Annotated in this window: 20 protein-coding genes and 1 riboswitch; of the genes, 9 read left to right on the top strand and 11 right to left on the bottom strand. The window is 69.7% G+C overall.

What is annotated here, in order from left to right; genetic code table 11:
* Window positions 1–5: 5 nt before the first annotated feature.
* Complete coding sequence (locus AC1HIL_RS35470; RefSeq protein ID WP_479668909.1) at window positions 6–1241, bottom strand: MFS transporter; 1236 nt, start codon at window positions 1239–1241, stop codon at window positions 6–8.
* Window positions 1242–1386: 145 nt separating this feature from the next.
* Here AC1HIL_RS35470 and AC1HIL_RS35475 point away from each other — a divergent pair, with 145 nt between their 5' ends.
* A complete protein-coding gene (locus tag AC1HIL_RS35475) occupies window positions 1387–2181 on the top strand; it encodes an AraC family transcriptional regulator (protein ID WP_479668908.1) in 795 nt (264 codons plus the stop codon).
* 16 nt (window positions 2182–2197) lie between these two features.
* Here AC1HIL_RS35475 and AC1HIL_RS35480 read toward each other — a convergent pair whose 3' ends face one another.
* The 5 genes from AC1HIL_RS35480 to AC1HIL_RS35500 form a co-directional block, all read right to left on the bottom strand.
* Complete coding sequence (locus AC1HIL_RS35480; RefSeq protein WP_479668907.1) at window positions 2198–2803, bottom strand: class I SAM-dependent methyltransferase; 606 nt, start codon at window positions 2801–2803, stop codon at window positions 2198–2200.
* 121 nt (window positions 2804–2924) lie between these two features.
* Window positions 2925–4094, bottom strand: coding sequence for an acyl-CoA dehydrogenase family protein (locus AC1HIL_RS35485; RefSeq protein ID WP_431513524.1), 1170 nt, complete (start codon window positions 4092–4094; stop codon window positions 2925–2927).
* 61 nt (window positions 4095–4155) lie between these two features.
* Window positions 4156–5403 (bottom strand): CaiB/BaiF CoA transferase family protein, encoded by a 1248-nt coding sequence (locus AC1HIL_RS35490; protein ID WP_479668906.1) that lies wholly within the window; start codon window positions 5401–5403, stop codon window positions 4156–4158.
* The gene (locus AC1HIL_RS35495; protein WP_479668905.1) at window positions 5400–6584 is read right to left on the bottom strand and encodes a CaiB/BaiF CoA transferase family protein; all 1185 of its coding nucleotides are present in this window, start codon (window positions 6582–6584) and stop codon (window positions 5400–5402) included. Before AC1HIL_RS35495 ends, AC1HIL_RS35490 begins: the two co-directional genes overlap by 4 nt.
* Window positions 6585–6624: 40 nt before the next feature.
* Complete coding sequence (locus AC1HIL_RS35500; RefSeq protein ID WP_444813538.1) at window positions 6625–7524, bottom strand: enoyl-CoA hydratase/isomerase family protein; 900 nt, start codon at window positions 7522–7524, stop codon at window positions 6625–6627.
* 71 nt (window positions 7525–7595) lie between these two features.
* Here AC1HIL_RS35500 and AC1HIL_RS35505 point away from each other — a divergent pair, with 71 nt between their 5' ends.
* On the top strand, window positions 7596–8450 hold the full coding sequence (locus AC1HIL_RS35505) for a LysR substrate-binding domain-containing protein (protein ID WP_479668904.1): 855 nt from the start codon (window positions 7596–7598) through the stop codon (window positions 8448–8450).
* A gap of 11 nt (window positions 8451–8461) precedes the next feature.
* Here the strand turns inward: AC1HIL_RS35505 and AC1HIL_RS35510 are convergent, their stop codons facing one another.
* From AC1HIL_RS35510 to AC1HIL_RS35530, 5 genes are all read right to left on the bottom strand, one after another.
* Entirely contained in the window at window positions 8462–9505 is a 1044-nt protein-coding gene (locus tag AC1HIL_RS35510; protein WP_208508211.1) for a Bug family tripartite tricarboxylate transporter substrate binding protein, read from the bottom strand.
* Window positions 9506–9561: 56 nt separating this feature from the next.
* On the bottom strand, window positions 9562–11403 hold the full coding sequence (locus tag AC1HIL_RS35515; protein WP_479668903.1) for an acyclic terpene utilization AtuA family protein: 1842 nt from the start codon (window positions 11401–11403) through the stop codon (window positions 9562–9564).
* On the bottom strand, window positions 11396–13474 hold the full coding sequence (locus AC1HIL_RS35520) for an acetyl/propionyl/methylcrotonyl-CoA carboxylase subunit alpha (RefSeq protein ID WP_479668902.1): 2079 nt from the start codon (window positions 13472–13474) through the stop codon (window positions 11396–11398). The genes AC1HIL_RS35515 and AC1HIL_RS35520 overlap by 8 nt, the downstream gene beginning before the upstream one ends.
* 15 nt (window positions 13475–13489) lie before the next feature.
* Window positions 13490–14656: an acyl-CoA dehydrogenase family protein gene (locus AC1HIL_RS35525; RefSeq protein ID WP_208508208.1), complete on the bottom strand. Its 1167-nt coding sequence runs from the start codon at window positions 14654–14656 to the stop codon at window positions 13490–13492.
* Between the two features lie 90 nt (window positions 14657–14746).
* On the bottom strand, window positions 14747–16333 hold the full coding sequence (locus tag AC1HIL_RS35530; protein WP_479669648.1) for an acyl-CoA carboxylase subunit beta: 1587 nt from the start codon (window positions 16331–16333) through the stop codon (window positions 14747–14749).
* A gap of 317 nt (window positions 16334–16650) precedes the next feature.
* On the opposite strand from AC1HIL_RS35530, the gene AC1HIL_RS35535 reads away from it, so the two are divergent.
* The 7 genes from AC1HIL_RS35535 to AC1HIL_RS35565 all read left to right on the top strand — a co-directional run bounded on the left by AC1HIL_RS35535 (window position 16651) and on the right by AC1HIL_RS35565 (window position 26039).
* Window positions 16651–18888, top strand: a complete 2238-nt coding sequence (locus AC1HIL_RS35535) for an ATP-binding protein (RefSeq protein ID WP_479668901.1) — start codon at window positions 16651–16653, stop codon at window positions 18886–18888.
* Window positions 18889–18962: 74 nt separating this feature from the next.
* Window positions 18963–19221: riboswitch (cobalamin riboswitch) on the top strand.
* 184 nt (window positions 19222–19405) lie between these two features.
* Window positions 19406–21484: a TonB-dependent siderophore receptor gene (locus AC1HIL_RS35540; protein ID WP_479668900.1), complete on the top strand. Its 2079-nt coding sequence runs from the start codon at window positions 19406–19408 to the stop codon at window positions 21482–21484.
* Between the two features lie 2 nt (window positions 21485–21486).
* Complete coding sequence (locus AC1HIL_RS35545) at window positions 21487–22398, top strand: ABC transporter substrate-binding protein (protein WP_479668898.1); 912 nt, start codon at window positions 21487–21489, stop codon at window positions 22396–22398.
* The gene (locus AC1HIL_RS35550; protein ID WP_413765121.1) at window positions 22395–23396 is read left to right on the top strand and encodes a FecCD family ABC transporter permease; all 1002 of its coding nucleotides are present in this window, start codon (window positions 22395–22397) and stop codon (window positions 23394–23396) included. The genes AC1HIL_RS35545 and AC1HIL_RS35550 overlap by 4 nt, the downstream gene beginning before the upstream one ends.
* Window positions 23393–24133, top strand: a complete 741-nt coding sequence (locus AC1HIL_RS35555; RefSeq protein WP_479668897.1) for an ABC transporter ATP-binding protein — start codon at window positions 23393–23395, stop codon at window positions 24131–24133. The genes AC1HIL_RS35550 and AC1HIL_RS35555 overlap by 4 nt, the downstream gene beginning before the upstream one ends.
* On the top strand, window positions 24130–25158 hold the full coding sequence (locus AC1HIL_RS35560) for an LLM class flavin-dependent oxidoreductase (protein WP_479668895.1): 1029 nt from the start codon (window positions 24130–24132) through the stop codon (window positions 25156–25158). Before AC1HIL_RS35555 ends, AC1HIL_RS35560 begins: the two co-directional genes overlap by 4 nt.
* Window positions 25159–25205: 47 nt before the next feature.
* Window positions 25206–26039, top strand: a complete 834-nt coding sequence (locus AC1HIL_RS35565; RefSeq protein ID WP_479668894.1) for an inositol monophosphatase family protein — start codon at window positions 25206–25208, stop codon at window positions 26037–26039.
* The last annotated feature ends 9 nt before the right edge of the window (window positions 26040–26048 follow it).

Consider the following 26048-nt stretch of genomic DNA (forward strand, 5'->3'; position numbering starts at 1 on the left):
GGGAGCTACGACTTGCGCGATTTTCCGGGCAACAGCGCCGCGACCACGCCGAGCAGCGGCAGGTAGGCGATCGCCTGGTAGACGAAGGCGATGCTGGTGTGGTCGGCCAGCAGGCCCAGCACCGCGGCGCCCAGGCCACCCATGCCGAAGGCGAAGCCGAAGAACAGGCCCGAGACCATGCCGACCTTGCCTGGCATCAACTCCTGCGCATAGACGAGGATGGCCGAGAAGGCCGAGGACAGCACCAGCCCGATGACGATGGTCAGCGTGGTGGTCCAGAACAGGTCCGCGTGCGGCAGCAGCAGCGCGAACGGCGCCACGCCCAGGATCGACACCCAGATCACCGGCTTGCGGCCGATGCGGTCGCCGACCGGCCCGCCGAGCACCGTGCCCACGGCCGAGGCGAACAGGAAGAAGAACAGGTGCAGCTGCGCGCTCTGCACCGTGAGGCCGAAGCGGTCCATCAGGTAGAAGGTGTAGAAGCTGCTGATGCCCGCCACGTAGAAGTACTTGGAGAAGATCAGCACCAGCAGCACCGTGATGGCGCCCAGCACCACGCGGCGCGAATAGGGCGACTCGGCCGCCGCCTTCTTGCGCACGCCGGCCGCGACGTGGTGGAAGGCATACCAGCGGCTCACCTGCAGCAGCAGGCCGATGCCCAGCAGCGCGGCCAGGCCGAACCAGGCCACGCTGTGCTGGCCGAAGGGCACGATGACCGCGGCCGCGAGCAGCGGCCCGATGGCCGTGCCGAGGTTGCCGCCGACCTGAAACACCGACTGCGCGAGCCCGTGCTGGCCGCCCGAGGCGAGCCGCGCGATGCGCGAGGACTCGGGATGGAAGATCGACGAGCCGAGCCCCACGAAGGCCGCGGCCAGCAGCACGATGCCGAAGCTGGGCGCGAAGGCCAGCAGCAGCAGGCCGATGAGCGTGGCCGTCATGCCGATGGGCAGCGAATAGGGCTGCGGGCGCCGGTCGGTGAACAGGCCGATCAGCGGCTGCAGCAGCGAGGCCGTCAGCTGGTAGGTCAGCGTGATCAGGCCGATCTGCGCGAAGCTCAGCGAGAACGCGCCCTTGAGGATCGGATACATCGCGAGGATCAGCGACTGCATCATGTCGTTGACCATGTGCGCGCTGCTGATGGCGCCCAGGATGCCGAAGGCAGGCTTGGCCTTGGCGGGACTGGCGGCGGCGCTCGCGGGCGTGGCCTGGGATTCGAGGGAAGCGGTCGCGGAGGGCGGCATGGGGGACTTTCACACGGGGGAGACGGGACCGGCCGGCACGAGGAGCGCGAGTTCGGGAGGAACGGGCCGCCGGCGCCCCGGAATTATGGGAGGATGCGCCTCGCCTGTCTTGCGCCAACCGACCACCACCTTTCGCGAAAAGGACATGAACCTCCCGCGCCGTCCCAAGTCATTGCCCGAGGTGCTGCGCGAGATCGAGGGCGAGTCCTCGCCGATCGCGGGCCGCGCCACCGACTATCCGGCCGGCTGGCACATCAAATCGCACCGGCACACCAAGCACCAGCTCATCTATGCCCTGCGCGGCGTGATGGTGGTGCAGGCCGAGGCCGGCCGCTGGGTGGTGCCGCCCACGCGCGCCATCTGGATGGCCGCGGGCATGGCGCACGAGATCCGCTGCGTCGGCGAGGTCCACATGCGCAGCCTGCTGGTGAAGCCCGAGGTCGCGCCCCGCACCCTGACGACCACGCAGGCCGTGGGCATTCCGCCGCTGCTGCGCGAGCTGATCCGCGCGGCGATGGAGGTGAAGCAGCCCTATGCGCCCGGCACCCGCGACGGCCGGCTGATGCGCTTCATCCTCGACGAGCTGCGCGGCCTGCCGGTGCTGCCGCTGCACCTGCAGATGCCCGCCGACCCGCGGCTGTTGCGCATCTGCGAACGGCTGCAGCAGCGCCTGGACGATGCCTCCACGCTGGCCGACTGGGCCGAGAGGCTGTCGCTCGACGTGAAGACCATCCAGCGCCTGTTCGCGAAGGAGACCGGCATGACCTTCGGCCAGTGGCGCCAGCAGGCCCGGCTGCTGCGCGCGCTGGAACTGCTGGCCGATGGCGAGAAGATCATCGACATCGCGCTGCGCCTGGGCTACGACAGCCCCGGCGCCTTCGCCACCATGTTCCGCAAGCACTTCGGGCAGACGCCGAGCCAGTTCTTCGCGGAGCCCTGAGCCGGCGCGCCGCGGGTCAGGCGTCGGCGCACTCCAGCGCGAAGGTCGGCACCTCCGCCTGGCGGCTCAACCACACGCCGCCGCCCATTTCCTTGAAGCCGCGCGTCAGCCCGCGCCGGTACACCTGGGCGCGGTGGCGGAACAGCCGCGGGTCGCTGAGGTCCTCGTCGACCACGTCCTGCTCGAAGTCCTCCTGCGTCACGGCCTCGAGGTAGAGCGCGCCCGCGCTGAGCGACCCCAGGTTGCGCAGCGCGCTCTTGAGGTCGGAAGGTTCGAGGTAGGCCAGCACGCCCTGGCAGATCACGAGGTCGAAGCGCTCCCTGGCCCGGTAGTCGACCACCGAGCCCCGCTCCCAGCCGTAGCGCTCGCACAGGTACTCGCTGAACTCCACGCCGTGGTAGCTGGCCTTCGGAAAATGCAACGCGATGGCATCGCGCCAGTGGCCGATGCCGCAGCCCATGTCGAGCACGCGCCGCACGGGCACGCGCAGGTACTTGAGGTACGAACAGACGAAGGCCGCGAGGCGCTCGGCGTGCTGCGGGTCGACCACCTTCGTTTTCTTGTCGAAGTAGTAACGCCGGTAGTAGGCCTCGTCGAAGGTCGCCGCATCGGCAGATTGCATGCAGGTTGTCTTTCAGGGAGTGGTTCGCGAAGGCCGGCAGGACCGGGAAGCTGCCGGCGGCGGAAAGTACCGCATGATCGCAGACGGCCTGACGCTCCTCGGTCGGGCCTGGGGGAAGCCATCAATAGGACTTCGGCAGGCCCAACACCCGCTCCGCGATGAAGTTCATGATCATCTGGGGGCTCACCGGTGCGATGCGCGGGATATAGCTCTCGCGCAGCAGGCGCTCGACGTGGTACTCCTTGGCGTAGCCCATGCCGCCGAGCGTGAGGATGGCGTTCTGACAGGCATCGTGCGCGGCCTCTGCCGCGAGGTACTTGGCCGTGTTGGCCTCGGCGCCGCAGGGCTCGCCCGCGTCGTAGAGCGCGGCGGCCTTCATCACCGTCAGGTCGGCCGCCTCCAGGTTCATCCAGGCGCGCGCCAGCGGATGCGACACGCCCTGGTTCTGCCCGATGGGCCGACCGAAAACGACGCGCTCGCTCGCGTACTGCGCCGCGATGCGCAGTGCCGCGCGCCCCAGGCCCACCGCCTCGGCGGCGATCAGGATGCGCTCCGGGTTCATGCCGTGCAGGATGTACTCGAAGCCGCGGCCCTCCTCGCCGATACGATCGTCGTGCGGCACCGCCAGGCCATCGATGAACAGCATGTTGGAATCCACCGCGGCACGGCCGAGCTTGTGGATCTCGCGCACTTCGACGCGACTGCGGTCGAGCGCGGTGTAGAAGAGCGTCAAACCCTGGGTGGGCTTGGCCACGTCCTCCAGCGGCGTCGTGCGCGTGAGGATCAGCATCCGGTCGGCCACCTGGGCGGTGGAGATCCAGATCTTTCGGCCATGGAGCAGGTAATTGCCATCCGGCTGTCGCAGCGCCTGTGTCTTCAGGCGCGCGGTGTCCAGCCCCGCATCGGGCTCGGTCACCGCGAAGCAGGCTTTCTCCGTGCCCTCGATCAGCGGCGGCAGGAAGCGCGCCTTCTGCGCCGGGCTGCCGAACACCACCACCGGGTTGAGGCCGAAGATGTTCATGTGGATCGCCGAGGCGCCCGTCATGCCGGCGCCGCTCGCGCTGATCGTGCGCATCATCAGCGCCGCCTCGGTGATGCCCAGCCCTGCACCGCCCTGGGCCTCGGGCATCGCGATGCCAAGAAACCCGCTGGCGGCTACGGCCTGGTGAAAGGCATGCGGGAACACCGCCTTCTCGTCCTGCTCGCGCCAGTACTCGATCGGGAAGTCCTCGCACAGCCGCTCGATGGCATGCACCAGCGCGCGCTGTTCCCCGGTCAACGTGAAATCCATGGTCGGTCTCCTGCAATGAGAATTCGGTGTCGCGGGGCGCCCCAAGGGTGCCCCGAGGTGTTCAGATCACGCGCTGGCGCGCAAGGGATTCGAGTTCCGCCGGGGCGAGGCCCAGGCCCCCGTAGACCTCGGCGTTGTCGACGCCCAGGCCACCTGCCGTGCGCCGAATCGCACACGGATCGAGCGCAAATCGAGGCACGACGCCCGGCAGATGCACCCGGCCGTGATCCGGGTCTTCCACGGCCTGGAGAAATCCCCGCGCCCGCATCTGCGGATCCTCGGCGATCTGGCGCGCCGAATACACGGGCGCCAGGGTGCCGCCGGCTCGCTCGAACAGACGGACGATCTCGTCGAGGTCGTGCAGCGCGAACCAATCCCCGAAAACGGCGTTGAGCACCGCGGCCGATTCGCATCGATGCCGGTTCGTGGCGTAGCGCGCGTTCGCGGCCAAGTCCTCACGGCCGATCGCCTTGCAATTGGCGGCGAAGATCGCATCGGTGCTGCCGGACAGGGACACCCATTGCCCGTCGCGACTGCGGTACACGCCGCCGGGCGCGGCGTACTGGCTCAGGTTGCCCGATCGCTCGTGCGATTCGCCCAGCAGTTCCTGCTTGAGCGTCAAGAAATCCAGCAGCTTCAGAACGCCCTCGGTCAGGGACAAATCGATGTCCTCGCCCGGGAGATCGGGTGCACGCGCACGCTTCCACAGCGCGGCCATGACGCCCAGCGCGCCGAACAATCCGCCGATGGCATCCCCGATCGGATAGCCCGCATGCATCGGCGGCCCTTCGGGCGACCCCGTGATGTAGGCCAGGCCACCCATCGCCTCGAACACCCGTGCGAAACCCGGGCGCGCGGCATAGGGGCCATCCTGGCCGAACGCGGTCGCGCGCAGGATGACCAGGCGAGGCTGGGCCTGCCACAACGCGTCGCGCGACCACCCCCAGCCGTCGAGGGTTCCAGGGCGGAAGTTCTCGATCAGGACGTCCGTCTCCGCCAGCAGCGCGCCAAAGATCGGCCTGGCACGCGGATGGCGCAGGTCCAGCGTCAACAGCCTCTTGTCGCGATTGGTCGCCTTCCACCACAGCGACCTGCCCTCCTTGAAGGGCGCGAAATTGCGCAGCCCGTCACCGCTGCCGGGCAACTCGATCTTTGTCACCTGCGCGCCATAGTCACCGAGCAGCGCGGCCGCGGTGGGCGCGGCCACGATGGTGGAGATGTCCAGGACCCGCAGCCCTCGCAGCGGCCCGGTCTTTCCGCCATCGGATGCCACATCGGCCGCCGAGCGGCTGGCGGACGACGGCTTCACTTGCGTTGCAGCGCCACGCCCTGCGCCAGCAGTTGCTCGATCTGCGATTCGGTCAGACCCGCCTCCCGCAGCACCTGCACCGTGCTGGCGCCGATTTCCTGCGGCGCCGCCCGGTAGCTCGCCGGCGTACGGCTGAGCTTGACCGGCGATGCCACCGACTTGAAGGTACCGATCCGGGCCACCATGCCGCGATGCGCAGTGTGCGGATGGTTCAGCGCTTCCACGACGTTGTGGATCACGCCGCACGGCACACCCACCGCCACCAGTCGCTCGAACAGCGGCTGCGCCTCGAACGCGCTGAACGCCGCCTCCAGGTCCCGCTTGAGCTCGAAACGATGAACGGCCCGCTGCGCGTTGGTGGCATAGCGCGGATCGGCGGCGAGATCGCTTCGCTGCACGGCCTCGCACAGCCGCCCGAACTGACCGTTGTTGCCCACCGCGAGATAGATCGGTTCCGTGGCCGTCGCATAGGTGTCGTAGGGCGCGATGTTGGGATGGCCGTTGCCCGATCGCACGGGTGCCCGCCCCGTGAACAGCGTGTTGATCGAATGCGGATAAAGCGAGAACAGCGCGTTGTCGTAAAGCGCGGACTCGATCGACTGCCCCCTGCCGCTTCGCTCTCTCTCGTGCAGCGCAAGCAGCACGCCGATGACGGCGCTCAGGCCCGTCGTCACGTCGACGATCGGCACGCCGACCCTGGTGGCCTCTCCCTCGGGGTCGCCGTTGATGCTCATGATGCCGCCCAGCGCCTGCACCGCGGCATCGTAGCCAGGCAGCCCACCCAGCGGGCCGGTGCCCCCGAAGCCGGTGACCCGGCAATGGATCAGCCGCGGAAAGCGCTTCGAGAACACGTCATCGAAGCCCATGCCCCAGCGCTCCAGCGTGCCGATCTTGAAGTTCTCGATCAGCACGTCGGCATCGCCGAGCAACTGCAACAGCACCTCGCGCCCTTGCTGCATGCCCAGGTCCAGGCACACGGTCCGCTTGTTGCGATTGATGCCCGCGAAATAGGAGGCCATGCCGGCCTCGTCGAAAGGCGGCCCCCAGGTCCTCGTTTCGTCGCCCATCGGACCTTCGACCTTGATCACGTCGGCGCCGTGGTCGCCCAGGATCTGGGCGCACAGCGGGCCACCCAGGACCCGGGACAGGTCCACGACCTTCAAACCATCGAGCGATGCCATGTCTTTCGTTCTCCAGTGTGTGTGAGGCGCTGTTCGCCGTTCAGTGCGTTGCAAGCAAGGGCAGTTCGGCCCCCGTGTTCCATCGCGCACGCCGACGCTCACGCGCGGCGGTGACGCCTTCCACGGCCTCCGAGCGCATCTGCTGCGCAAAGGTGAGTGACGCGGCGTCGAGGTAGCACATGAGTGCCTCTGGCGGCTGTGCATCGAGCGTGCGTACCTGCGCGGTCATGCGCTTGGTCGCCGCGCTCGCCGCGGGTGCGGTGGCAACGAGCAGCTGCAGCACGTCGCGCGTGCGTGCGGGCAGTGCCTCATCCGATTCTGCGAGGTAGTCCAGCAAGCCGATGCGGTGGGCCTCGACCCCGTCGATCCGCTCGCCCGTCAGCATGAGCCGGCGCGCCGCCTGTGCGCCCAGCCGAGCGCTGACGAAGGGCAGGATCTGCCCCGGCACGAGGCCGATGCCTGCTTCGGGAAAGCCGAAGCGGGCCGCGGGCGAGCCGATGGCGATGTCCACCGCGCAGGCGAGGCCGGCACCGCCGCCCATCGCAGCACCGTGAACACAGGCAACCGTGATCTTGGGCGTGCGGACCAGCCGCGTCAGAAAGTCGCCGTAGCGGCGATTGCCCGCCGCGATCGGGTCCTGCCCGTCGGCGCCAGGCTTCACCGCGAGGCGGTCCGCGATGTTGCCGAGGTCGCCGCCCGCGCTGAATGCCTTGCCCGAGGCGGTGAAGAGAATGACCCGCACCGCGTCCGATCGCTCGGCATGGTCGAGTGCCAGCGACAGGGCCTTGACCATGTCCGCGCCCAGCGGATTCCTCGCATCGCCTCTGTTAAGCTCGATTCGGAAAATGGCGCCGTGCACCGCCGTCAGCACGAACGGCGCGCTTTCGGTCACAGGCATTCCTGCGGAAGCACCAGGGGTGGGGGTGGAGTTGGAATTCACGCTGTTCGATCCTGCATGTTGAAAATCAAGGCGTTCGTCTCTTCTGCTGCGCGCGCGTCGATGCCGACTCCATGAGCTTCCGCAACCTCGACATCGGCCTGCTGCGTACCTTCGTCGCGGTGGCGGAGAAAGAGAACTTCGCGATCGCGGCGGAGAAGGTCTTCCGCACCCAGGCTGCGGTGTCCCAGCAGATGCAGAAGCTCGAAACGGTGCTGGGCTGCGCGCTGTTCGAGCGCGTCGGGCGCAACAAGCGCCTGACCACCGAGGGCAGCCGCTTTCTCGAGTACGCACGCCGCATCGTGGGCCTGAACGACGAGGCCTATCGCGCGATGGCGCAACGGGCGTTCGACGAACCCGTGAAGGTCGGCGCCTGCGCGGACTCCGTCGACTCGCTGATCCCCGGCTACCTGGAGATGTGCGCGGAGGCGTTTCCGGGCCTGCGTGTGGACATCCAGGTCGGGCGCAGCCGCTGGCTGACCTCGTCCCTGCGCCGCGGGGAGGTCGATCTCGTGGTCATGCTCGATCCGGTACCGAACCCGGAGTTCGACCAGGTGGTGTTGCGCACCTCCCCCGTGACCTGGATCGCCGGCGCGCGCTACCACCACCAGGCCGACGCACCGGTGCCGTTGATCCTGATCGAGGGCAGCTGCCCGTTCCGCAACATGGCGATCAAGGCGCTGTCCGAGGCAGGTATTCCATGGCGCACCGCATTCCAGACGTCGACGCTCGCGGGCATACGCGCGGCGCTGCGCGCCGGCATGGGGATCACGCCGCGCACCGTGGAGATGCTCGCGCCCGACCTCAAGGTCCTGGACCCCCACGCGGGACTGCCCGCGCTGCCGACCATCGGCTACCGGCTGTACGCCCGACCGGGCAAGTTGAGCGAAAGCGCGCTGGACGTCAGTCGCCTCGTCTCTCCGCGCTGAAGGAGCCACCTTCATGGCTGCTGCATGCCCGCGTCGATGATGATCTTGCCCCAGAGCCTGGTGTCGCGACGCTGCAGTTCCAGCAGGTGCGATGCCTCGACCCTGGCGGGCACCAGGCCCTTGCCGACGAGGAAGCGACGCCCTTCCGGCGAATCGAGAATCTCGCCGACCCAACGCGACAACAGCCTCGACGTGGGCTGCGGCGTGGAAGCGTTGGCACTCCAGATGGCGATCCACGAGCTGACGTCGAAGTCCGCGAAGCCGCTCTCCGCGAGCGTCGGCACGTCAGGCAACGAGCTCACGCGCTCGGGGCTGGAAATGGCCAGGGCGCGAACCGTCCCGCCCTGAATCTGCGGCAGCGCCGTGACCATGTCGCACAGGTAGTAGTCGAACTGCCCCCCTATCAGGTCGGTCATGGCCTGGCTGCTGTTTCTGTAGGTCACGTTCACCGCCTTCAGGCCGGCCCTCTGCTTGAACAGTTCGCCGGTGATGCGCCCGCCCACGTTGGCACTCGCGAAGGACAACGCGTTCTCGCTCCTGGCCCAGGCGAGAAAGTCCTTGAATGTCGCCGCCTGCACGCGCTTGGGATTGACCAGCAGCGCGAAGGGCGTGCTCGCCATCGTGGCCAGCGGCGTGAAATCGGCCTCGGGGTCGTAGGCCAGCTTCTTGTAGACCGTGGCATTGGCCGCATGCGTTGACGAGCCGGACACCAGCAGCGTGTGCGAGTCCGTCGGCGCACGCACCGCTGCTTCGGCGGCAATGTTGCCGTCGGCACCCGCCTTGTTCTCGACGATCACCGGCTTGCCCGAGCGCCTGGACAAGCCCTCTCCCACGAGCCGGGCGATGCTGTCGGAGGCGCTGCCCGCGCCATAGGCGACAATGATGCGCACGGGCTTGTCCAGTCGCTCGGCCACCGGTGCCGGGCCGGATTGGGCCAGGGCGGCCGTCGCGCACAAGGCGATCGCCAGCCCGGCCACGGCTGCACGACGCAGTCGGTCATGGCGCCACGGGCGACTGGACGCAGAGTGGCGAACGGACGGATGTGTGATGGGCATGGTGTCTGTCTCCTGGTTTTCTGGTTGGGTGGGATCGAATGGCGGTGTGTGCGCCCTCAGGGCGCTGCGCCCGGCCCTTCGGGCAGAAGATCGGCGGGGCATTCGATCTCCATGTCCAGCAGCATCTGCGCGTAGCACTTGCCCAGCGGATCCGAGCGCAGGCTGCAGGAGGCCCCGCCGCCGAGCGCCTTTTCGAGCACGAAGTTGAATGCGCCGATGCCCGGCAGCGCATAGCGCGTAACCGGCCCGTCGACCAGATGCGCAAAGTACGCGTGCACCCGCTCGGCGGTGGCTTGCGCGCCGATGACGGGCAGCCACGCCGCATCGCGTGCCATGAGCCCGATGTTGGCGTCGTCGCCCTTGTCGCCGCTGCGGCCCACCGCCAGCGTGCCGAGCGGCACGCGCACGAGTTGCCGCGCCGCGGTCTTCCCATCGGTCTGCTCCGTCCGCCGGGTCGGTGGCGCAGCGTCGCTCGCGCGCTCCGCGCCGGGCATTCCCGGCTCCGAGGCCACCCGCGCCGTCGCGCCGCCCATCTGCCACTGCACCGAGACCTCCTGCTTGGGCAACAGGAAGGACGCCGTGCGGATCACGCTCTGGATGTCCGAGCGGCCGCCGAAATGGCTGCGCGTTCCCGGTCCCATCGAGGTACCGGCCGACGCGGCCTCCTTCTGCAGAAAGGCCAGCGCATGCTTTTCGTCGTGCTGGGCGGCGATGCGCAGCACCACCTCGCGGCTATCCCGTACGCGTCGATGCGGCCCGTACATCGATTCGGCGCCCAGCAGCTCCACCAGGGTGTCGCTGTAGTCGGCGTGACCGGCACCGGCCATCAACGCACGGCTGCGCGACAGCAGGGCCTGCGCAGTGCGCTCGGCCTTGGGCAGCGCTCGCTGCCCACGGATAGCCATCATCAGCGCGATCTGGTAGCCCTGCTGATAGGTCGCGGTCACCTTGTAGAAGTCGCTGGGCGCCGCGCCGCGCGCACCGGTCACGCGCACGCGGCCGCCGCTGGCCTCGAAGCCGGCGAGTTCCTCGATGCGAACCTCGGAGAAGTCGCAGATCACGTCGGGCAACGCATAGGCCTTCGGATCGCCGATCTCGTAGAGCAACTGCTCGCCCACGGTCTGTCGCGTCACCAGCCCGCCCGCGCCGGCCGGCTGGTAGAGCTCGAACAGGCCATCGCCCGTCATGCGCACCAGCGGGTATCCGATGTCGCTCCAATCGGGCACACGCTCCCAGTCCGTGGCCAGTCCGCCCGTGGCCTGGGCGCCGCACTCCACCAGGTGGCCGGCCAGGCTCGCCTGCGCGAGGCGGTCGTAGTCCTGCATCGACCAGCCGAACTCGTGGATAGCGATGCCCAGCAGCGCGGCACTGTCTACGCAGCGTCCCGTGACGACGATGTCGGCGCCACCGGCCAGCGCGCGGGCGATCGGCAAGGCGCCGAGGTATGCGTTCGCCGACATTAACCGCGGCGGCGTCGCCGGCGCATCGCTGCCGGGCCAGGGCAGGAAGCGCTCTTGCAGCGCGAGCACGTCATCGCCGGACACGGTCGCGACCGTCAGATCCACCCCTTGCTCGCGGGCCAGCGCCAGGATGGCATCGCGGCATGCCGCGGGATTGAGGCCGCCGGCGTTGGACACCAGTCGCACGCCGCGCCGCTTCAACTCGCGCAGGTTGGGCTTGAGCGCAGCGCTCACGAAATCCGTGGCGTAACCCAGCTCGGGCGTGCGCAGACGCGCGCGCTGCAGGATCGCCATGGTCGTCTCGGCCAGGTAGTCGAAGACCAGGTAGCCGAGGTCCTGCTCCTGCAGCAGCTGCGGAACGGCGATCTCCGAGTCGCCCCAGAATCCCGATGCGCCACCGATCACGATCGCGCGCTCGGACTTTGCGTTCTCACCCATTCGCGCGCTCCTGCGATCCGAGGATCTCGACCAGCACCTGACCGGCGTTGAGCTGCATGCCCTCTCGAACCGACAGGCTCGAGACGCGCCCGCTGCGCGGCGCCGACAGCGGCATTTCCATCTTCATGGACTCCAGGACCGCCAGCGTCTGGCCGCGTTCGACGAGGTCGCCCTGCGCCACCATCACGGCGATCACGCGTCCGCTCATCGGCGCGCGCAGGCTGCCATCCCGGGATTGCGCGTCGCCTGCCTCGAAGCGCGACAGCCGCCGGAACACGAACGAATCAGCCGCATCCTGCAGCCACCATTCGTCCGCGCGAGGCGACGTGCACATGAGCTGTCGATACACGCCATCGACCGCGAGCCCGAGCGTGCCGCCCGGGCAGGGACCGGGGACGGGTTCCCAGCGCACGTTGCCCACCTCGACGACCAGTTCGGCGTCGTGCTTCCCGCCGGGCTTTGCATCGCGCAGAGGCACGGGTTCACCCGGGCGCAAGACGATGCCCACCGCGCGGCCGTCCGCCGATGGCCGCAGCTCGACGGCGCAGGCGGCTGCCGACTCCGCGCTTTCCGCGGCCGGCGTGTGCGTCACGTCCGCGAGCCACAGCGCACGCGCCTGGCCCGGCCCGGCGGGCAGCACCCGCAGTCCGTGCGCATCCCGCCCCACGGCACCGGCCAGCAGCAGGGCCGCGGCCGCGCGCGCATGCACCGATGGCCGGGCCTGCCAGCCGGGCCCTCCCATCTCTTCGCCGGCCAGGAAGTCCGTCGTGACCTCACCCGCGGCAAAGCGGGGGTGGCGCAGGCAGCGCGAAAGAAGGCCGAGATTGGTCCGCACGCCCAGCAGCGCCGTGCGCTCGCAGGCCCGTGCCAGGCGGCTGGTGCTCTCCTCGCGTGTCTCGCCCCAGGCCATGAGCTTGGCGACCATCGAGTCGTAGTTCGAGCCGATCTCCATGCCATCGTGCAAGGCGCTGTCGACCCGGATGTCGGGCGAGGGCCGCCAGAGATCGACGCGGCCGACCTGCGGCAGGAAGCCCGCGGCGGGATCCTCCGCGCACAGGCGCACCTCGATGGCATGGCCGCGCATGCGGACATCCTCCTGCGCGAAAGCGAGTCGCTCGCCGCGCGCCATGCGCAACTGCTGCTCCACCAGGTCAAGGCCCGTGACCAATTCGGTCACGCCGTGTTCGACCTGCAGCCGCGTGTTCATTTCCATGAAATAGAAGCGGCCCTGGTCATCGAGCAGGAACTCGAGCGTGCCGGCCCCGTGGTATCCGATGGCTTCGCAGGCGCGCACGGCGACTTCGCCCATCGCGCGGCGCAGCCCGGCATCGACCGCCGGCGAGGGCGCCTCCTCCACGAGTTTCTGGAAACGCCGCTGCGTCGAGCAGTCTCGCTCCCCCAGGTGCAGGCAGCGGCCATGCTCGTCGCACAGCACCTGGATCTCGATGTGGCGGCCGCGCACGATCGCGCGCTCGATGATGATCTCGTCGGAGCCGAACGCGCCCAGCGCCTCCGAGCGTGCCTGGCGCAGCGCGACGGCCAGGCCCGAAGCATCGCGCACGACCCGCATGCCACGTCCGCCGCCGCCGGCGGCGGCCTTCAGGATGACCGGAAAGCCGATGCGCTCGGCCGCCGCCGCCGCCTGTTCGTCCGTCGCGCAACCCTGCTCCCCCGGCACGGTCGGCACGCCCGCCTTCTGCATCGCCGTCTTCGCCTGGGCCTTGTTGCCCATCAGTGCGATCACCTCCGCCGAAGGACCCACGAAGGTCAGGCCGGCGTCCGCGACCGCTCGAGCGAATTCGGCGTTCTCGGACAGGAAGCCGTAGCCCGGGTGAATGGCCTGCGCGCCGCTGCGCCGGCAGGCCTCGATCAGCGCCTGCCCGTTGCGGTAGCTGCGGGCGGCATCGGCCGGCCCGATGCGCACGGCCAGGTCGGCTTCGCGCACGTGCAGGCTGCCGGCGTCGGCATCCGAGTAGACCGCGACGGTGCGCAAGCCGAGCTTGCGCGCGCTGCGCAGCACTCGCAATGCGATCTCGCCGCGGTTGGCGACGAGCAGTGTGTCGAAACGCATCTTGCTCTCCGCGGATCAGGCCGGCCGCTTCGGCAGGATGCCCATGTGCTTGCAAATGATCGTCAGCATGATCTCGTCCGCGCCACCGCCGATGGAGATCAGCCGCAGGTCACGCCAGGCGCGCGACACGCGGTTCTCCCAGGTGAATCCCATGCCGCCCCAGTACTGCAGGCAGGAATCGGTCACCTCGCGGCACAGCCGGCCAGCCTTCAGCTTCGCCATCGAGGCCAGCTCTGTCATGTCGCCACCCGACATGTGCACCTGCGCGGCGCGATAGATCAGCGAACGCAGCATCTCGACCTCCGTCTTGAGCTCGGCCAGCCGGAAATGCACCACCTGGTTGTCGAGGATCGAGCGCCCGAAGGCCTTGCGTTCGCGCGTGTACTCGATGGTCTCGCTGATCGCGTGGGTCAGCGCCGTCACGCGGCGGGTCGCGCCGCTCAGGCGCTCCTCCTGGAACTGCCGCATCTGGTAGGTGAAGCCCTTGCCCTCCTCCCCGATGCGATAGCGCTGCGGCACCCGGACCTCGTCGAAGAACACCTGGGCCGTGTCGGACGACCACATGCCGACCTTCTTGATCTTGTTCATCGTGATGCCGGGGCGCAATTTGCCGTTCTCCCGCAACGGCAGACAGATCAGCGACTTGTTGCGATGGACGTCGCCGTCGCTGGTGTTGGCCAGCAGGCACATCCAGTCGGCCTGCAGGCCGCTCGTGATCCACATCTTCGAGCCGTTGATGACATAGTCCTCGCCGTCCTTGCGTGCGGTGGTCTTGAGAGAGGCCACGTCCGAGCCTGCGCCCGCTTCCGACACCCCCAGGCACACGACGAAGTCACCCGCGACAGTGGGCTTCAGGAAGGTCTCGCGCAACTCGTCGGAACCGAAGCGCGCCAGCGCCGGCGTGGCCATGTCAGTCTGAACGGCGATGGCCATGCCCACGCCGCCCGAGCTGATGCCACCGATCGCCTCGCAGAAGGCGATCTCGTAGGAGTAGTCGAGCCCCATGCCGCCGAATTCCGTCGGCTTGTTCACGCCCAGATAGCCCGCGGTGCCGAGCTTCTTGAACACCTCGTGCGCCGGGAAGATCTCGTCGGCCTCCCATTGATCGACAAAGGGCTCGATCTCGCGCTCGATCAGCTTCTTCACGCTGTCCTGCAGCGCCACGTGTTCGGGGGTCATCATGAAGGTGTCTCCTTGAGTTAAAAGCCTTGGGGGCGGCGAGCCGCCGGGCCCGGGCCTCGAGGCCCTGCCCGCAGTCGACGCCGAAGGGGGTCAGAGGCGGGCGACGCCGAACTGCATCGGTTGCACCGCGCGCTGCCTCGCCTGCGCGGACGTGGCCAAGGCCATGCCCAGCCAGGAGCGCGTGTGCCGCGGATCGATGATTCCGTCGTCAAGCAGCAGGCTGCTGGTATGGATCGCGCTCGACTGGCGATCGAAGGTCGCGACGATGTCCCGGCTTTCCGCCTCGAGGGCCTGTTCGTCGATGGCGCGCCCATGGCGGCGGGCGGCGTTCTCGGCGACCAGGCGCATCGTCATCGCCGCCTGCTCGCCGCCCATGACCGCGGTGCGTGCGGTCGGCCACGAAAAGAGAAAGTCGGGACGGAAAGCGCGCCCGCACATGCCGTAGTTGCCCGCGCCAAAGGACGAGCCGCACAGCACCGTCAGACGAGGCACCGTCGCATTGGACAGCGCCTGGATCAGCTTCGCTCCGTGCTTGATCATCCCCGCCTGCTCATGCTCGCGGCCGACCATGAAGCCCGTGATGTTCTGCAGGAAGACCAGGGGCCGGCCCAGCTGCACGCAAAGCTGGATGAACTGGGCCGCCTTGGTGGAACCGTCGCAGTCGAGCGGCCCGTTGTTCGTCAGGATGCCGACCGGGTGCCCCTCGATATGGGCGTGGCCGCAAACAGTGTGTGCGCCGTACATCGCCTTGAATTCCTTGAACCGGGAGCCGTCGACGATGCGCGCGATCACGCTGCGCATGTCGATCGGGGTGCGGGTGTCGGCTGGCATGAGGCCCAAAAGGTCTTCGGCGGCGTCCAGCGGCTCGTCCCAGCGCCGGCTCTCGGGCGCGTCTCGCCAGCCGATCGTGTCGACCACGTCGCGAAGACGCGCGATGCCGTCCAGGTCGTTGTCGGCCACATGGTCCGCGAGGCCGGACACGCCGGCATGCATGTCGGCGCCGCCGAGCTCCTCGTCGCTGGCTTCCTCGCCGGTGGCCGCCCGCAACAGCGACGGACCGGCGAGATAGGCATGGGCCTGTCCGCGCACCATGATCACGTGATCGGACAGGCCGGGCAGATAGGCACCGCCGGCGGCGGAGGAACCGTGGATCAGCGACACCACGGGAACGCCGGCCGCCGACAGCCGCGCCAGGTTGTAGAACATGCCGCCCCCGACCACGAAGCGCTCGACCCGGTACTTGCGCAGGTTGCCGCCTGCGCTCTCCACCAGTTGCACGAAGGGCAGCTTCTGGGCGAGGGCGATCTCCTGCGCCCGTATCAGCTTCTGGCCCGTCAGCGCCTGCATCGCGCCAGCGCTGATGCCCGCGTCGTTCACCGCCACCATGCAACGCACGCCTTCGATGTGACCGATGCCGACGATGAGGGCGGACCCCGGCACGCTGGTGGCCGGGTCCGGGTCCTCGATCCCGCAGTAGCCGCACAGCGTCATCAGCTCGAAAAAAGGACGGTCCGCGTCCAGCAGGTGGGCCAGCCGCTCCCTGGGCAGCAGCTTGCCTCGCGCGTGAAACGCCTCGGCCGATCTCGCGGATTTGTCGACCGCCCGCTGTTCGAGCGCCCGCACCTGGTTCAAAATCGCGAGCATGTGCTCGCGGTTGCGCTCGCCGGCCGTAGGCATCGCAGCCGAAGTGCGCGGGCTCGTCTCTTGGTCGTTGTTCTCTGGGTTCATCTTGTCCTGTGAAGCGCTGGGCGCATCGCTCGCGTCGAGGCGGCAAGTCATGTCTCTCTGGAACTCGATGATGGGCGCCTTGCCAGGACATTTCCAGTTAGAACTTGCCCGGGATTCGATAAGAGAAGCTTATGTTTGGCCCCTGTGCGCCCGCCTGCCGAAGCCCCGTCGGCAGGTCAGGCAGAATGCCCTGTTCCACCTTCGCGCACCCGGCGCGACCCGTGACTTTCTCACCCTCACACAACGCGCGAAGCGCTCACCGCCACTTGGAACGGCCGCCCCATCCCACACCGACGCAGCCCGTCACCCTGGCGAACTGCGACAGCGAGCCCATCCACATCCCGGGCCTGGTGCAGCACCATGGCGCACTGTTCGCGTTCGATGCCTCGACCCTCACGCTGACGCGCGTCAGCGCCAATGCCCGTGCGCTGTTGGGCGACACGGCACCCGCCCTGGGCGAACGCCTGTCGGCCAGCCACTTCATGGGCGACGCGCTGGTGCACGAGGCACTGCACGAGGCCAACGGCGTCGCGGTCGATACCGGCGAGGGCTCGCCGATCAACTTCGAGGTCAGACTCGGCGAGCGCCGCTTCGACCTGATCCTGCACCGCGTCGGCTACGAGCTGGTGGCCGAGTTCGAGGCCCGCGACGCCACGGCGGACGCGGTGTCGGACTTCGCGCTCAAGGCGCACCGCGCGATGGACCGGCTCAAGCGCCAGGGCTCGATCGACGGACTGCTCAATCTCTCGGTGGAAGCCGTGCGGCAGCTCACGGGTTTCGACCGCGTGATGGCCTACCGCTTCCGCCACGACGACAGCGGCGAGGTGGTGGCCGAGCGCCGCCACGAGGCGCTCGAGCCCTTCGTGGGCCGCCGCTATCCGGCCAGCGACATCCCGGCGCAGGCGCGCCGGCTCTACGTGATCAACACCCTGCGCCTGATCGCCGACGTGCAGTCGACGCCGGTCGGGCTCGACGTGGCCGATCCGCAGCTGCCGCCGCTGGACATGAGCCACTGCACGCTGCGCAGCGTGTCGCCGATCCACATCGAGTACCTGCGCAACATGGGCGTGGGCGCGTCGATGAGCATCTCGATCGTCATCAACGGCCAGCTCTGGGGCATGCTGGCTTGCCACCATCGCAGCGCCCACCAGGTGCCCTACGCGATCCGCATGGCCTGCGACGTGCTCGCGCAGCTGCTGGCCTCGAACGTGCAGAGCCTGCTGGCGCGCGAGCAGGCAGGCTGGGTCTCGAGCGCGGCGCAGCTGCGCGGCTCGCTGATCGAGGCCGTGCTGCATGCCGAGGACACCTTCAGCGCGCTGATCGGGCTGGCGCGCCCGCTGGCCGATGCCTTCGACGCGCAGGCGGCGATCATCGCAGAGCAGTCGCGGCTGCATGTGGAAGGCGACATGCCGCGCGAGGCCGCGGCGGCGCTGATCCAGTGGCTCACCGCGTCGACGAACGGCGACGAGATCGTGGCGCTGCACGAGCGCGAGCGGCTGCCCGAGAACCTGCGTTCGCTGGGCGGCGTGTGGTGCGGCTTTCTCGCGCTGCGCTTCGACGCGATCGACAACGGCTGGCTGGTGCTCGCGCGCAAGGAGCAGGTCGAGACCATCAGCTGGGGCGGCAAGCCCGAGAAGCACTACGTGAGCGGCCCGCTCGGCCCCCGGCTCACGCCGCGCGGCTCCTTCGACGTCTGGAAAGAGACGGTGCGCGACACCAGCGTGCCCTGGGGCACCAACGACCTCGACTTCGCGCGCCAGTTGCGCGACGAGCTGATCCGCGCCAGCGCGGCGCGGCTGGCCGACACCTACAAGGCCCGCACCGAGCTGCTGGCCGTGCTCGGCCACGACCTGCGCGATCCGCTGCAGTCGATCACGATGGCGGCCAAGCTGCTCGAGCGCAGCCTGCCCGACGGCAGCAACGCCGGCGCGCGGCTGGGCCAGCGCATCCAGACATCGAGCAGCCGCATGGCGCGGCTGATCGGCCAGGTGCTCGATGCCTCGCGCCTGCAAAGCGGCATGGGCCTGCAGGTGGTGCCGGCGCAGATCGACCTGGCACGGCTGCTGGAAGACGCGGTCGACGAGTCGCGCACCGCCTACCCCGGCTCGCAGCTCGAGCTGGAGGCGCCCAGCACGCTGCCCGTGCTGGCCGACCCCGACCGCATGGCGCAGCTGGTCGGCAACCTCGTGAGCAATGCGCGCCACCACGGCCTGCCCGGCGAGGCGGTGCGCATCCGGCTCGAGCAGGCCGAAGGGCACGTGGTGTTCAGCGTGGCCAACCGCGCGCCGCCGATCGATGCCGCGCTGGTGCCCGACCTGTTCAGCGCCTTCAAGCGGCGCAGCGTGCCCAACGAGCGCAACAAGGGCGGACTGGGCCTAGGGCTGCACATCGCGCAGGCCATCGTGCGCTCGCACCGCGGCAGCCTCGGCTATGCGCACGACGACGGCTACGTGGTGTTCACCGTGCGGCTGCCACAGACGCCCACGCCCGCCCCCGCGGCCTGAGCTTTTCGCGCCGGGCGGCGCAAGACCCGCTCCTATAATCCGCCCCGCCGGCCGATGCAAACGAAAGCATCACCCAAGCCGGCACGCGCGAAGGTGCGCCGGTTGCAGGACCGGCGTTAAACGGGAAGCAGGTGACGAGCCCTCCAGGGCCCCAGTCCTGCGCTGCCCCCGCAACGGTCGGCGGATTCGCGATTCTCACGGTCGATGCCCTCGCGGGCATCGTCAGTCACTGTGCCCCGGCATGGGAAGGCGAGGATCGCGGCAACGGCGCATCTCCCTGATGCACCGCGGCGCTCCGCAAGCCCGGATACCGGCCTTCGCCTCGTTCGGTCGCTGCGGGAGTGCAGGCAAGCCGTATCGGTCACGCGTGGGCGCGGGGCCGGTCGCTGGCGGGTCCCCTCGGCGTCCGGTTGTTCTCATGGCCCGCGGGAGCGCGGGCTCGAAGGAAACCCTCGTGCGCAACATCTCCCGGCGCGGCCGCGTCAGACCCCACCAAGCCCTCATCGGATCCGGCGTCATGCTGCTCGCCTCGGTCGCTTCGGCGCAGGACGCCGAAGGCTCGCTGCCGCCCACCACCGTCAGCGACCGCAAGACCATCTCCACCGCCACGCGCCAGGAAGCCGACACGCTGCGCCTGCCCTTCGCCACCTATTCGGTCGAACGCGCGCAGCTCGACGCGGTGGGCGCCGTCACGCTCGAGGACACGCTGCGCAGCGTGCCGGGCCTGCAGTACGGCACGCAGGGCAACTACTACTCGCGCTTCGAGACCCGCGGCCTGCGCGACACGCAGGACGTGCTGGTGCTGATGGACGGCGTGCCGCTGCGCCTGCTGCAGGGCAATGCAGACATCACGCTGATCGCGCCCGACCTGGTGGACCGGCTCGAGTTCATCAAGGGCCCGGCCTCGGCGCTCTACGGCAAGAACGCGATCGGCGGCGTGGCGCAGTTCTTCATGAAGCCCGAGCGCGCGGGCGGCAGCCTCACGGCCACCGTCGGCAGCTACGGCCGCCTCGACGGCAGCCTGCGCTACCGCTGGGACTTCGAGCGCGGCAACCTCTATGTGGGCGTGGCCAACAGCGACTACAACGGCTTCCAGCGCGATGCCGGCCGCGCGCAGTCGGCCCTGCTGGTCGGCGGCGATTTCGCCGTCACGCGCCACTGGACCACCGGCTTCCAGCTCTACGACACACGCGTGCGCGGCGACCGCGGCTCGATCGTGCCGCTGGTCAACGGCAAGCCGATCTTCGGCATCACCTCGCGCGACAACTACGGCATTCCCGACTCCTACGTCACGGGCGACTACCAGTCGTTCTCGTGGAAGAACCGCTTCGAGCTCGGCGCCGGCTGGTCGATCAACCACCTGAGCAGCTTCGCGCGCTACAACCGCTTCTTCGCCGGCGGCATCACCATCGTTCCGCCGCCCGCGGCCGTGAGCAAGGGCTATTCCGAGAGCTACACCGCCGACCGCGGCGTCTACCACGAGCTCGCCGCCACGCACCTGATGGCGGGCAAGGGCTGGAGCAACGAGTTCCAGGCCGGCTTCAACCTCGAGCGCGGCTGGCAGGGCCTCGACTCGCCGAGCTTCAGCAACGCGCCCACCTACCGCGGGCCGTTCTACGACATCCCCGTGAGCAACGTGCGCAACGATCCGCGCGGCGTGCGCGGCAGCATCACCTCCTCGCGCTTCGACCAGGAGGTGCGCAGCGTCTACCTGCAGGACCGCTTCGAGTACGGCCCGGTCGGCTTCACGCTGGGCGTGCGCCACGACCGCTTCGAGCAGACCCTCGGCCGCACGGGCACGCAGGTGATCTCGGCGCAGGAAGGCAGCCACACCAGCCCGCGCGCCGGCGTGGACTGGCTGTTCCTGCAGGGCGATGCCTCCTCGCACGCCGTGTTCGCGAACTGGAGCGAAGGCTTCCGGCCGCAGGCGGTGGCGCTCAACACGCGCGGCGGCGTGGTGGTGCCCGACATCCTGCGGCCCGAGATCACGCGCAGCAAGGAAGTGGGCCTGAAGGGCCGCGCGGCGGACGACCGCTGGAGCTATCAGGTCAGCCTGTTCGAGGCCGAGAAGATCGACGGCCAGCGCTCCTACCGCAACGGCCCCGACTCCTTCGTCTTCAGCAACGCGACCTCGCGCACCAAGGGCATCGAAACCCAGTGGCAGTTCCAGCTCTCGCCGCGCTGGAACGGCTACCTGCACTACACCTGGCAGGACGCGCGGCTCAAGGACTTCCAGACCTACACCGACAGCGGCGCGCGCAGCACCAACTTCGGCGGCTACCGCGTGCGCATGTCGGCCCACAACATCGCGGGCGCGGGCCTGACCTATGCGCACGGCGCCTGGGCCGTGACCGGCACAGCCAGCTACGTGGGCAGCCGCTACCTCCGCGACAATGCGGTCAATCCGCAGAAGCTGCCCGCCTACCTGCTGCTCAACGTCGCCGTGGCTTACCGCGTCAATCCTTCGCTCACACTGCAGGCCGGGGTGAACAACCTGACGAACAAGTACTACATCGCCGACGACCTGTCGGCGCAGGAAGCCGGCAACGCCGGTGCACCGAGGACGGTGTTCGCCCGCGCGCGCTACACCTTCTGAGCGTGAACCGGCGCGACGCGATCCTCGGCATGGTGTGCATCACGGCCGTTCTGCCCGCGGGCGCCGAGGGGGCGCCGTCGGCCGGCTTCCCGCGCGAACTCGTCGATGCGCTGGGCCGGCGCGTCGTCGTGCCGCGCGCGCCGCAACGCATCGTGGTGGTGTTCCCGAGCAACGTCGAGCTGGCCTGGGCGCTGGGCCTGGCCGACCGCGTGGTGGCCATCGGCGGGCGCGTGCGCTGGCCCGAGGATGCGCGCGCCAAGCCCAGCATCGGCAGCGCGCTCGGCTACTCGGCCGAGGCGGTGGCCGCCTTCCAGCCCGACCTGCTCGTGGTCACGCCCTCGCACCATTCAGCGCTGTCGCTTGTCGATGCCTTCGACCGCGCGAAGCTGCCCTGCGTGGTGCTCGCGCATCCCGACCTGCCCTCGGTGTTCCGCAACATCGACCTGCTCGGGCGCGCGACAGGTGCCGACGAACAGGCGCGCCGGGTGCGCGAGGACATGCAGGCGCGGCTGGCCGCGATCGAGCGCCGGCTCGAGGGCGCGCCGCGTCGCAGCGTCTATTTCGAGACCGCCGCCGCCGCGCGCGGTGCCTTCCAGACCGTGGGCACGGGCCACTATGCCAACGACGCGCTGGGCTGGGCCGGCGGACGCAACGTGTTCGCCGACCTCCAGGGCGCGGCCCAGGTCAGCGCCGAGGCGATCTTCGCGCGCGACCCCGACGTAATCGTCTCGCTGCAACAGGTGCCGCGCGATCCGGCGCTGATCGGCCAGCGCCCCGGCTGGCACACGCTGCGCGCCGTGCGCACGAAGCGCGTGGTCGTGCTCGAGCGCGGCCACAAGCTGATTCCCGGCCCGCGCCAGATCGAGGCCGTCGAGCAGTACGCGCGCGCGCTGCATCCGGAGCGCTTCGCATGAGGCGCGCCACCGACGGCCGGCGTGCATCGACGACCACGGTGTGGCTCGTGCTGCTCCTGCTGCTGGCCGCTGCCGTGGTGCTCGCGCTGAGCGTGGGCGCCGCCACGGTCTGGCCCACCCAGTGGTGGGGCACCGGCACCCTGCAGGCCGAACTGGTGCGCGTGTGGCGCGCGCCGCGCGTGGCCGGGGCCTTCTTTGTCGGCGCCTGCCTGTCGCTGGCGGGCCTGGTGTTCCAGGGCGTGTTCCGCAACCCGCTGGCCGAACCCTACCTGCTCGGCAGCGCCAGCGGCGCGGCCGTGGGCGCCGCGGTCTCGCTGCTGCTGCCGGCGCTGGTGCCCACCGCGCTGAGCCTGCCGGTGCTGGCCTTCGCGGGCGCCTGGGGCGCGAGCTGGCTGGTGCTGCTGGCCGGCAGGCTCGGCGGTGGCTGGCAAAGCAACCGCCTGCTGCTCGCGGGCGTCGGCCTGGCCGCGATCCTGGCCGCCCTGCGCAGCCTCATCGTGATCGTGTTCGGCGACGAGTCGACCAACCTGCGCGCCATCATCTCTTGGCAGCTCGGTGGCGTGCAGACGCCCACGAGCGCCGAGATCGCCGTGCTCGCGCCCGTGCTGCTGGTGCTGGTGCTGCTGGTGCGCGCACTGGGCCGCGGCCTCGACGCGCTCGGGCTGGGCGAGGACACGGCCCATGCGATGGGCGTGCGCGCCGCCTCCTTCTCGGCGCGTGCCGTGCTCGTGGCCTCGCTCGCGACGGCGCTGGCCGTGAGCTGGGGCGGCCTGATCGGCTTCGTGGGCCTGATCGTGCCGCACGTGATGCGCTGGTGGATCGGCCCGCTGCATGCGCGGCTCACCGTTCCCTGCGCCATCGCCGGCGGCGCCCTCATGGTGCTGGTGGATGCGCTGGCGCGCTCGGCCATGGCTCCGAGCGAGATCCCGGCGGGCCTGCTCACGGCACTGATCGGCGGCCCCTTCTTCCTTGCGCTGCTGCTGTGGAGACGCGGATGACGGCCGATGCCCTGCGCCTCGACGGCCTGCGGGTGCAGGCTTCGGGTCGCACCCTGCTCGACGGCATCGACCTCGCGATCCCCGAGCGCGGCCTGTTCGGCATCGTCGGCCCCAATGGCTCGGGCAAGACCACGCTGCTGCGCGCCGCGCTCGGGCTGGTGCGACCCCGCGAGGGTCGCGTCGCGCTGCTCGGGCGCGCACTCGACCAGTGGAAACCGGCCGAGCTTGCGCGCCACATCGGCTATGTCGCGCAGCACGGCGAGAGCCATTGGGACCTGACGGTGCGCGAGATGCTGCAGCTGCAGCGCCCGGGCCGCGCGCCCGATCCCGCGCTGGTCGCTCGCTTCGAGCTCGACGCGCTGATCGACCGCCGCCATGCCTCGCTGTCGGGCGGCGAGCGCGCCCGCGTCGGCGTGGCGCGCGCGCTCGCGCACGACCCGCGGCTGCTGGTGGCCGACGAGCCCGCGGCCCACCTCGACATTCCGCACCACCACCGCCTGATGGCCCTGCTGCGCGACAGCGCCCGCACGTGCGCCGTGCTCGTGGTGCTGCATGACCTGCATGTGGCCAGCACCTGGTGCGACCGGCTCGCGCTGCTCGGCCAGGGCCGGCTGGTGGCGAGCGGAACGCCGGCCGAGGTGCTGAGCGACCAACGCCTGGCGCAGGCCTATGGCCCGGGCATCGCCGCCTTCTCGAGCGGCGGCCTGCGCTTCTTCACGGCCGCTCCCGCGCCATGACCGCACGCGCGCTGCGCATCGACCTGGCCGGCTGGTCGCGCGAGGCCACGCTCGGCCCGTCGCGCGAGTTCTTCGCGTTCTTCGAGGAAGCCGAGCGGCTGGGCTTCGACGGCGCGTGGTTCCACGAATTCCGCCTGCTCGCCGAAGGCGGCCCCTATCCCTCGCCGCTGCTGCTGGCGGCCGCGCTGCTCGCGCGCACCGAACGGCTGCGCATCGGCGTCTCCGCGCTGGTGGTGCCGCTGCACCATCCGCTGCTGCTGGCCGAGGAGATCGCACAACTGGCGCTGCAGAGCGATGGCCGCTTCGACGCGGGACTCGGGCGTGGCACCGATGCATCGACCCTGCGCGCGCTCGAGATCGATCCGCAGCAGACGCGCGAGCGCTTCGCGCAGGGCTGCCGCCTGGTGATCGCGGCCCTGCGCGGCGAGAGCGTGTCGTCGAGCGACGGCCCCTGGCGCTTCGAGGCGCAGCAGATCCGCCACCTCTCGACCTCGGCACCGCCGCTGTACATCGCGGGCTCGACCGAGGAGACGATGCGCTTCGCCGTCACGGAGGACCTGCCGCTGCTGTTGAGCCTGGAACCACCGGAGCCGGCGCAGCTCGCGCATGTGGAGGCGGCTTTCGCTGCGCTCGACGATGAAGCGGTAGCGCCGCGACGTGCCGCCTTCCTCGCACGCTCCTCGCTGTCGCGCTACGTCTGTATCGGCGCGACCCCGGTCGAGGCGCGTCGGCAGTTCGACGCGCTGCTGCCCCTGCTCCATCGCCGGCGCGAGCATTTCGCGATCCTGCGCGGGCAGGCCCCTGGCACCTTGGCGATGCGCGATCCTGCCGAGGTGCTGCGCTCGCAGGCGCTCGTCGGCGATCCGGCTTCGTGCCTGGAACAGATACAGACCCTCGTCGCGCGCACCGGCATCCGGCAACTGCGCTGCGTCTTCAATGGCAACGGCGTGATCGATCGCGCGGTGGCGATGCGCGGGATGCGGCTGTTCGCGCAAGAGGTGTTGCCGGAACTCAAGCGGGGCTGAAGGAACCGCCTTATCCTCCCCGCGAGCCCACTCCTTCGGTACCTCGCATGTCCGCTTCGCTTTTCACCTCCGACGACCTCGCGTTCCTGGGATCGCTTCTCGCCACTGCCGCGCGCGCAGAAATCATGCCGCGCTTCCGCACGCTCCACACCGTCGACCGCCGGCGCAAGACCTCGTCCTTCGACATCGTGACCGACGCCGACGAGGCCTGCGAGGCCGCGGTGCTCGCCGGCTTGCGCACGCGCCACCCCGAGGCCGTGCTGATCGGCGAGGAGGCCTGCGCGCGCGAGCCCGCATTGCTCGAGGCCATCGACGACGCCGAGCTCGCATTCATCGTCGATCCGCTCGACGGCACCAAGAACTTCGCGAGTGGCCTGCCTTTGTTCGGCACCATGGCGTCGGTGACCGCGCGGGGCGAGGTGATCGCGGCGGCGATCCACGACCCGGTGCGCGCAGACACGGCCTTCGCGATCCGTGGCGGCGGCGCGTGGATCGAATCGGCCTCGGGCGCAAGGCATCCATTGCAGGTCGCGCCCGCGGTCCCCGTCGAGAAGATGGAAGCCATCGTCGGCACGAACTTCCTGCCCGAGCCGCTGCGCAGCGAAGTCAACGCACGGTTGTCGCGCCTGGGCATGACCAACTGGTTCCGCTGCGCCGCGCACGAATACCGGCTCGCGGCCGCGGGCGACATCGACGCCCTGTTCTACAACAAGCTCATGCCCTGGGACCATGCGGCGGGCTGGCTGCTGCATCGCGAGGCGGGCGGCTACGCGGCGCATCACGACGGCTCGGCATACCGGCCCGCGCACCGCAGCGGTGGGCTGATCTGCACCGCCGATCGCGCGAGCTTCGACGCGGTGCGCGCGGCCTTGCTGAGCTGACTCGCGTCC

This window comes from Variovorax sp. ISS6 (assembly GCF_056523145.1).

Excerpts from the sequence above, each read along its gene's own strand:
- AC1HIL_RS35505 (WP_479668904.1), top strand. The coding sequence starts at position 7,596 with ATGAGCTTCCGCAACCTCGACATCGGCCTGCTGCGTACCTTCGTCGCG.
- AC1HIL_RS35520 (WP_479668902.1), bottom strand. The coding sequence starts at position 13,474 with ATGCGTTTCGACACACTGCTCGTCGCCAACCGCGGCGAGATCGCATTG.
- AC1HIL_RS35560 (WP_479668895.1), top strand. The coding sequence starts at position 24,130 with ATGACCGCACGCGCGCTGCGCATCGACCTGGCCGGCTGGTCGCGCGAG.
- AC1HIL_RS35530 (WP_479669648.1), bottom strand. The coding sequence starts at position 16,333 with ATGCCTACGGCCGGCGAGCGCAACCGCGAGCACATGCTCGCGATTTTG.
- AC1HIL_RS35565 (WP_479668894.1), top strand. The coding sequence starts at position 25,206 with ATGTCCGCTTCGCTTTTCACCTCCGACGACCTCGCGTTCCTGGGATCG.
- AC1HIL_RS35480 (WP_479668907.1), bottom strand. The coding sequence starts at position 2,803 with ATGCAATCTGCCGATGCGGCGACCTTCGACGAGGCCTACTACCGGCGT.
- AC1HIL_RS35485 (WP_431513524.1), bottom strand. The coding sequence starts at position 4,094 with ATGGATTTCACGTTGACCGGGGAACAGCGCGCGCTGGTGCATGCCATC.
- AC1HIL_RS35475 (WP_479668908.1), top strand. The coding sequence starts at position 1,387 with ATGAACCTCCCGCGCCGTCCCAAGTCATTGCCCGAGGTGCTGCGCGAG.
- AC1HIL_RS35495 (WP_479668905.1), bottom strand. The coding sequence starts at position 6,584 with ATGGCATCGCTCGATGGTTTGAAGGTCGTGGACCTGTCCCGGGTCCTG.
- AC1HIL_RS35515 (WP_479668903.1), bottom strand. The coding sequence starts at position 11,403 with ATGGGTGAGAACGCAAAGTCCGAGCGCGCGATCGTGATCGGTGGCGCA.
- AC1HIL_RS35550 (WP_413765121.1), top strand. The coding sequence starts at position 22,395 with ATGAGGCGCGCCACCGACGGCCGGCGTGCATCGACGACCACGGTGTGG.
- AC1HIL_RS35540 (WP_479668900.1), top strand. The coding sequence starts at position 19,406 with ATGCTGCTCGCCTCGGTCGCTTCGGCGCAGGACGCCGAAGGCTCGCTG.
- AC1HIL_RS35555 (WP_479668897.1), top strand. The coding sequence starts at position 23,393 with ATGACGGCCGATGCCCTGCGCCTCGACGGCCTGCGGGTGCAGGCTTCG.
- AC1HIL_RS35510 (WP_208508211.1), bottom strand. The coding sequence starts at position 9,505 with ATGCCCATCACACATCCGTCCGTTCGCCACTCTGCGTCCAGTCGCCCG.
- AC1HIL_RS35470 (WP_479668909.1), bottom strand. The coding sequence starts at position 1,241 with ATGCCGCCCTCCGCGACCGCTTCCCTCGAATCCCAGGCCACGCCCGCG.
- AC1HIL_RS35525 (WP_208508208.1), bottom strand. The coding sequence starts at position 14,656 with ATGATGACCCCCGAACACGTGGCGCTGCAGGACAGCGTGAAGAAGCTG.